A 7,129-nucleotide genomic window follows, 5' to 3' on the forward strand; every position below is an offset into this window, starting at 1 on the left:
GTCGCCGATCTGATCCGTCACGCCCGCGTGGGCGCGGCGGCTAGTCCGTACCCGACGCGGACGCGCTCGCTCGGTGAGCACTCCGTCCGCCAGCACTCAGTCGGCTCGCTCGTGGTCGAGACCGCGCGGGCAGATTCCGGCGTTTCCGAGGCTGTGGCGCAGGCACGGCGGGAGGTGATCGCCGCGGAGCTGGAGCGCAGACGGCTGGTGCAGGCCGCCCAGGAGGCCCGCCGGCAGGCAGAGTTTGATCGCGTCCAGGCCGAGCATGAGCGCGATGAGGCCGTACGCCGCGCTCGTGAACAGTCAGGCCCAGACCCGGATTTCCTGACGCTGGCAGTGATCGCCGTAGTGACAATGGAAATCACCGAGTACGAGCTGGCCGGTGTGCTCGACTCAGCGATTACCGACCGCCCCGACCTGTCGGCGGCTGATACCGCCGTCCTCGCAGGTGAGCGCAGGGTCGGCCTCACTGAGGAGGAACTGAAGACCGAAGTCGGCAGCGGATCGCGGGAAGTCGCCGGCGTCATCGACACCGGCGTAGGGACGCAAACTCCGTCCCAGCTCATCGCCCAGTCCGAACAGACAGCTCAGCCGGCCGCCGCCACTTTCGACAGCGCCGCGGTGTCCGTCGATACAGCCCCGGAGGTCGAGACCTCAGCAGAGGTCGGCTAAGAATGCCGCTAGTACTGCTGAGGACGTTCCCTAACCCTTGGTGACTCACCACGGGTCGGGTGCGGAATCGGTGCTGGCCCCCCACTCCGACTGCGGTCCGGATGTCGTCTCGGCGTCCGGGCCGCGCTCTTGTTCTGCGGACCGGTGGGTGAGATAGGACTCGGTGAAGTCGCTGACCGGTCCGGGGGTAGGCGGTGCGGTCAGGGCTGCTCGGGTGTCGGTGAGCCATGCGGTCAGTTCGGTGTCGGTGCCGAGGGTGCTGGGGGCTACGGCGGGCGGTTCGTCGGCTGTGTCGGCCTCGCGGGTCACGTGACGGATTCGGTGGGCAATGACTGCTGCGGGCGACTTCGCGTCCTCAAGGTTGTCGGTGGCCTCGGCCCAGATCTCGCGGGGGTCCAGGCCGGCGAGAACGGCTTCTGTCCAGGCGTGAGCGATCTCGTCTCCGAGCTCGTCGGTGGGGGAGTAGGCGCGGGGCAGGGCGTCGAGGTAGTCGGGCAGTGTCTGGGCGGTGAAGGCCTTGGCTGCCAGCTCGGCCCCGTGGCGGTAGAGCGCTTCCACACGCTCGGGGTCGGTGGCCTGGTCGTACTCGGTGCGCAGGGTTTGGGTTGCTGAAATCTGGCGAGTGTCGCGGGCCAGAACGGTATGCAGAACCTCGGTGGCGGTGGGTGCTTCCCGGTCGCCGGCCGAGTGCATGTGGCCGTCCTCCGCGCCGAGGTCGAGGACCGGCTCGCACACGGCGTAGGCGCGGTTCTCCTTCCTTCCTCGAGTCATCGCGACGTACAGGCCGGCGCGGTCCACGCTGGTGTCGATGACGGCGTGGGTGGTGTCGACGGTTGCGCCTTGGGAGCGGTGGATGGTGGCCGCGTATCCGAGGTGGATGTTCTTCTCCGCGTAGTCGGCTGGGATGAGCATGTCGTTGCCGGTGTTCTGGTCGCGGACGGCCAGGGAGCCGTCTTCAGCGAGTCCGGTGACGGTGAACAACTGTCCGTTGATGACTCGCCCGAGCGGGGTTCGGTCGGTCGAGTAGAGCATGGAGTTCTTGCGGGCGATGACGGTGTCCCCGACACCGACGGTGTCACCGCGGGACACAACTCTGGTGTGGGTGTCATCGACAATTCCGTCGGCGATCCTTTGTGCCCTGATGACTTCGTTGAGGGTGTCGACGTCTTCGTTTCGGGAGGCGATGATCAGTGAGCTGCGCCCGGCCTCCAGGTCGGAAAGATAGGCCTGAACGGCATCGGTGAGCATGGACTCGCGATGCCCACCGGTGACCCATCCGCGATCGGCGTACTGATCGAGTGCGGCGGTGTCTCCGAGCCGCAGTCCCAGGGTTGCTTCGGCTTGTTCGGTGTCTGCGCCCATGCGCATCACCTGTTCCAGTTCGACCGTGCCTGGTGTGCGGGTGATGTCGGCGAACAGGCCACCTGAGGTCACTGCGGATAGCTGGTAGGGGTCGCCGATCAGGCGCACAACGGCCCCGGATTCTTGGGCGATCTCGGTCAGCGCGGCGAGGTTCTCGGTGCTGGCCATTCCGGCTTCATCGACCAGGAGCATGTCGCCAGGGGAGATCTCAATCGGCAGGGCCGACAGGGTCTTACCCGGTGCGTTCGGGTTGAGTCCGCGCCAGGTGAAGGTCAACAGGTCGATGGTGTGTGCCGGGGCGTTAATGTCCTCGGACAGCACGCTCGCTGCTGCCGCAGACGGGGCCAGGCCGATGACAATTCGGCCCGTGGACTGCCAGGTCTTGGCGACGACCTTCATCGACGCGGTCTTGCCGGTTCCGGCCGGACCGACCCCTGCCGCGACCAGGGTTCCCACCCCCACCAAGTGCTTGGCCAGGGCCTGCTGGCCGGGGTTGAGAGACCACCCTTCGGTCTTCTCGTGGGCGGCCAGTACGTCGTCCACTGCGGCCTCGGTGGCAATGACAGCGACCGGGGTTCGGGCCGCTTCCAGCACCGCAGTTTCGGCGTTCAGAACAGCGGCGGTGGTGTACTTCTCAGAGTTGGCGTGCCGGTCGATTCCCCTCCCGCGTGCGGTCATCAGAGCAGAGGGAAGAAGCATCGGCTCGGGGGGAGTCAGCGGCACGATGAGGGTGTTCATGGCGTGGCTCATCACGGCCTGGTGTGCCGCTTCTAGTTCGGTATCGGAGGCGAAGCGGTAGCCCTTGAGTGCGGTTGAGATCGCAGTGTCCAGGTGCGAGGCACGGAAGTGAGCACGTGCATCGGTAACCCTGGCGATGGCGAGCTCGGCGACCGTCTCGGTGTGCTGCTCCGCATCGAATGCCTCGCGTCTGGCCTCGGTGTCAGTGGCGGTGGAAGCGGCCGCAATCTGCTCTACGACCTCGGCTCCAACACGGTCGACGGCCGCCTGCTTCCATGCTGCGCGGTGCTCATCTAGCGACTGCGCGGGCTTCTTTGCATCGCGGGTGTCAAGGATGGCTTTCTGCCACAGGGCGTAGCTTGCCCGCTGCGCGGGTTGCCGGCCATTCTTCTCCACGTACTCGGTCACCAACTGCTCATAGACCGGGCGTGCCAGGGTGCGCCGGGAGGAAAACATCTCGATCAGACGGCGGTCGATTCCGGCGATCTCCCAGATCGGAGCCTTGCCCGGCTGAGGATGATGGGCGGTGAACTCCACGCCCATCCGGCGGGTCATTTTGTCGTGCAGGATCGCGTCATACCGGGCGGATATGGCTTGGTGCATCTGGAAGACCGCACGTCCATCCAGTGACAGCCAGCGCCCGTCCGGGCCTTGCACTTTGTTGGCCAGAAGCACGTGCGAGTGCAGGTCCGGGTCGCCCCCGCGGGTATCGAAGTGAGTGAACTCAGAGCCGACAATCCCGCGGGTTTTGACCTGCTCGATTCCCTGCTTGCCGACCCGTGTGTAGATCGCATTGTCTTCGGCCCACGCCAGTGCCTCGGTGACGGATTCGTGGTGCAACGCGGCGATCTTGGACGACGTCTGCTCGTCTGCCAGTGCCCACAGAACGCTGACACTTTTCACCGGGGAGAACGTGAAGTCGAACCCCGCGATCGCTTGCTTGACCTGGTCACGCTCTCGGTTGACCCAGGCGATGACGTCCTTGCCGGAGGCGTGGTCGTAGCCGAACTTCTCGGTATAGAACGGCCGGCCTATCTGCTCGGCGAGCTCGCTTCGCTCGGCTGTGGTCGGGCGGCGATTCTCGGTCTTAAGGAAGTCCCGCTCGGCCGCGGCGATTGCGTCCAGGACATCGACGCCGCCGGTATAGAGGGGGAAGGATCGGCCGAGTTTGCAATCCTTCAATGCGGTCCCGGCGAGCATCTTGGCGTCGGTGTCCGGGTGCAACCCCTCGCCATACAGGGCAGCCATCTGGGCTTCGGTGACCACCGCCCCGGCGGTGGCTGACTTCGAGTCCAGACCGTCTAGACCTGAGCCGATCCACCGACCGGGCGGGGTGCCCTTGGCGGCGTAGTAGTCCGACAGGGCCAGGCCCTGCGGGTCGGCGTCGTGGGTGGCCACCGAGCGCAGCAGGTACTGGTATCCAGTGCCCGCGTGTACGGCTCGGAGGGTCATCACGACCACCAGCGTATGCGGCACCAATGGGCGCGTCTACGCGTCGCAGCACGCGGGCCTGCGACCAGGAACTTCCCGTCGCTCACTAGAAGTGCATACTGTGTATGGCTGTTTGAGCGAGCAGGAGCGAGGGTTGGTCTTGGGCACTGGTGACGTCTCAGGCAGGGCCTGTGCGGCCAACACGGTGGCCGGATGGGGAAGTGGTTGGTGCTCGCGGGTGTCGTAGGCGTGCTTTAGGGTTTGGGCTATGGCTGCTACGAAGACTGATTCGCGTTCACAGACCGCGCGGGCTCGCGCCCGCCAAGCCATGGCTGACGAGCTCGAGCGGGCGCGCAAGCGCGAATCCAAGCTCGTGGCGGTGTTCTCCGCGATCGACGCCCGCGCCGACGCCGAGGCCGCCCTGGGGGAGTCACTGATCGAGCTCAAGGACCTTGGGGTCGCCCAGGCGGATTTAGCCGAGATGACCGGCCTGTCCGCCCGCGAGGTCGGCGCGGCAATCCGCGCCGCGAAGGACCGCACCGCCACCGGGGACTCCACGCCGGAGACCACTGACGAGCAGGCGTCGGACACGACCTCGGACCACAACGGTGCCGAGTCCCACTGACCCGCGCACCAGTCCCGCAGACGTGGACATTCCTCTGCCGGGCCTGGAATTGGTCGCGCCACCTCCCGCCCCGGCTGGCGCGGCGCGGCGGTCGCGTCCCTATAGCGCGACCCTGCCGCCCACTCAGGCGGCGATCGACGCGTTCTGGTCCCGTGTGATCAAGGCACCTGCCGACGGATGCTGGATTTGGACCGGTGCCATCTCCGCCGGTGACGGATACGGACGCATCACCTGGCGTCGTTATGCAACGAGCCGTACAGAGTCAGCGCACCGGTTTGCGCTGCTGATTTCGGGCGAGCTCACCGGCGGCGGTGTGGGGGAGCACCGCTGCAACGAACCACTGTGTGTCCGCGTCGATCAGGGGCATCTCATCGCCTCCACTCAAGCGGCGAACCTGCTCTACGCCGTCGCGTGCGGGCGCACCGGAGTCATTCGAACCCTGGCGCATCGTCAAGACCGCCACGCTCGGTCACTGGCCGTGCGTGAGGCCGTTGCCGGCGGGTGGAACGCAGCCGCCTATGCCCGCGCCTGCGGCAACGCCGCGCCCCTCGACACGCCACCACTGTTTTGAACGAACACGTAGGCTCACAACCAACACAAGGCCCCGCTCGAGCGGGGCCTCGACTCATTTCGGGGTGTGCGGATGTGTCAGCGGGCCGCGCCGATACGGCGTTGGCGCCGGGGCGCCCGGCCGTGCAGGAGGGCCCATCGCAGGTGGCGTGGAATCTATGACGGCCGGTGCCAGCCGTGAACGGTAGCGATCGTCATGACGGGGCCGGGGAACGGTCGGTGCCCGGCAAGCCCGACCACGAAGTCTCAGCGCCGCAACAGGTGACGCCTCATGCCCCGATTCTGCGCCCGCCGGCGGGCAGACCACTCGTGCAGGGGCGGCGGAAGATCACCATGTATCCCCTCGGCCACAGTCTCCCGGGCCCTCTCGGGCCGGTGGGGATTCTTACGAGCAGCATCGGGCCACAGGCCCGATGCCCGGTGCCAGGGCGCTTTAGAATGAGACCAAGCGCCCCCGCTTTCGGCCAGGAGCCTGACACCGTGACTGAATTGGATTCCGAGTTCGTCGACCTCATCAACACCATCGGTCCGCGCCGCGCGCAGGCACTCGCAGTCGCGGCCTTTGAGGTCGCCGAGCAGATCCGCGCCGACGCCGATCTGCTCGGCACCGCAGCGGTGACGGGCGACCAGCTACAGATCCTTGACGCGCTACCGCCGTGCACCTTCACTCAGAGCCGCCTCTGGCGCTACCAACTCGCCGAGTGCGCCACCCGGCTCGCTAACGACGCCAGGCAGTGGGGCGCGCCCGTGCCCCGCTGCACTGGTGAGGAGATGGTGCTGCACCTGATCCTGAGACGAGCCGCAGTCACCGACACCGGACTGTCAGCCGATCAGGCCATGGCCTGGCCCGCCGAGACCGACAACCCCGACACCTGGGGCGACCTGGCGAGCGACCTGTTCCAAGACGACGACGTCCTGGCGCTCTACGATTTGCCCGCTGAGACCATCACCAGATGGGTCGGCGGAGTCAACCTGGAACCGGCCCAGTGGTTCACCGAGTTCACCACCCCCTACCCCCTGCCCGAACGAACCTGACCAGAGGCAACGACCGGCGCACGACTGTCAGGTGAGTCGTCTGACGCACCACTGCGATGAGTGTTTCTGCCCGACCCGGCCGCACCCTTACCCCAGCAGGGCTGAACGCGGCGCCGCCCCGCGGCTGCGCCATCCGCGGGGCGGCCTCTGAACAGTCAGGGGAGTGCGACTATTGGCGTGCTCAGCGCCACGCCACGTGTTGATCGGCTGCGCTCACGAGGCGTCCGTCGCCGCCGAGTCGCCCCTGCCCTCACGCAGTGCATCGAGGACCTCACGCAGAGTGTCTGAGGCGGCCTCGGCGCGAACCCGCGCCCGATCCGCCTCCACTGCCGCGGTGCGGGCGTCGCGGACCTCCCGGCGGGCAGCCTCGAGCTCACCTCGCACCTGCTCCAGCTCGCCGCGCAGCCCCTCCACCTCGCCGGTCGCACGATCTCGAGCGGCAACCGCATCATCCTTCTCCAAGGTGGCCTTCTCGGCCGCGGTGAGGGCGTCAGCCTCACCGGCGCGAGCGGCATCGAGCGCCACCGCGGTCGCCTCATCCGCCTGCTCCGCGGCGCGCTTCCACGCCGCAGCCCACACCGAGGCCACCATCGCCGACATCGCCTCCGACAAATCCGGCGCCTCGGGCACATCCCCGGCCGCCCCGCCGGCGTGCTCACGCATCCACGCCGCCACCTCGCCGATCCGCACCCCCGC

General features: G+C 67.3%; 6 protein-coding genes. 4 read left to right on the forward strand and 2 right to left on the reverse strand.

Translation table 11 applies throughout. The annotated features are described in order from the left end of the window. Positions 1 to 672: hypothetical protein (locus G6022_RS01360; protein WP_206682354.1), on the forward strand; the 672-nt coding region annotated here is incomplete at its 5' end. 45 nt (positions 673 to 717) lie between these two features. Here G6022_RS01360 and mobF read toward each other — a convergent pair. Beyond that, on the reverse strand, positions 718 to 4,224 hold the full coding sequence (gene mobF / locus G6022_RS01365) for a MobF family relaxase (protein WP_182690918.1): 3,507 nt from the start codon (positions 4,222 to 4,224) through the stop codon (positions 718 to 720). A 247-nt stretch (positions 4,225 to 4,471) separates the two neighbouring features. Here mobF and G6022_RS01370 point away from each other — a divergent pair, with 247 nt between their 5' ends. The 3 genes from G6022_RS01370 (at position 4,472) to G6022_RS01380 (ending at position 6,433) form a co-directional block, all read left to right on the forward strand. Next, positions 4,472 to 4,828 (forward strand): hypothetical protein, encoded by a 357-nt coding sequence (locus tag G6022_RS01370; protein ID WP_241730990.1) that lies wholly within the window; start codon positions 4,472 to 4,474, stop codon positions 4,826 to 4,828. Between the two features lie 22 nt (positions 4,829 to 4,850). After that, positions 4,851 to 5,399, forward strand: a complete 549-nt coding sequence (locus G6022_RS01375; RefSeq protein ID WP_244213206.1) for a hypothetical protein — start codon at positions 4,851 to 4,853, stop codon at positions 5,397 to 5,399. 479 nt (positions 5,400 to 5,878) lie between these two features. Further along, positions 5,879 to 6,433, forward strand: a complete 555-nt coding sequence (locus G6022_RS01380; RefSeq protein WP_182639474.1) for a hypothetical protein — start codon at positions 5,879 to 5,881, stop codon at positions 6,431 to 6,433. Positions 6,434 to 6,646: 213 nt separating this feature from the next. On the opposite strand, the gene G6022_RS01385 is transcribed toward G6022_RS01380, so the two are convergent. Next, positions 6,647 to 7,129 (reverse strand): hypothetical protein (locus G6022_RS01385; protein WP_182690916.1); only part of this gene is annotated, 483 nt, incomplete at its 5' end.

Source organism: Dietzia sp. Cai40, from assembly GCF_014145165.1.
In the GTDB taxonomy this organism is placed as follows: Bacteria; Actinomycetota; Actinomycetes; order Mycobacteriales; family Mycobacteriaceae; genus Dietzia; species Dietzia natronolimnaea.

Coding starts and splice junctions, on each gene's coding strand:
- mobF (WP_182690918.1), bottom strand. CDS start 4,224: ATGACCCTCCGAGCCGTACACGCGGGCACTGGATACCAGTACCTGCTG.
- G6022_RS01370 (WP_241730990.1), top strand. CDS start 4,472: ATGGCTGCTACGAAGACTGATTCGCGTTCACAGACCGCGCGGGCTCGC.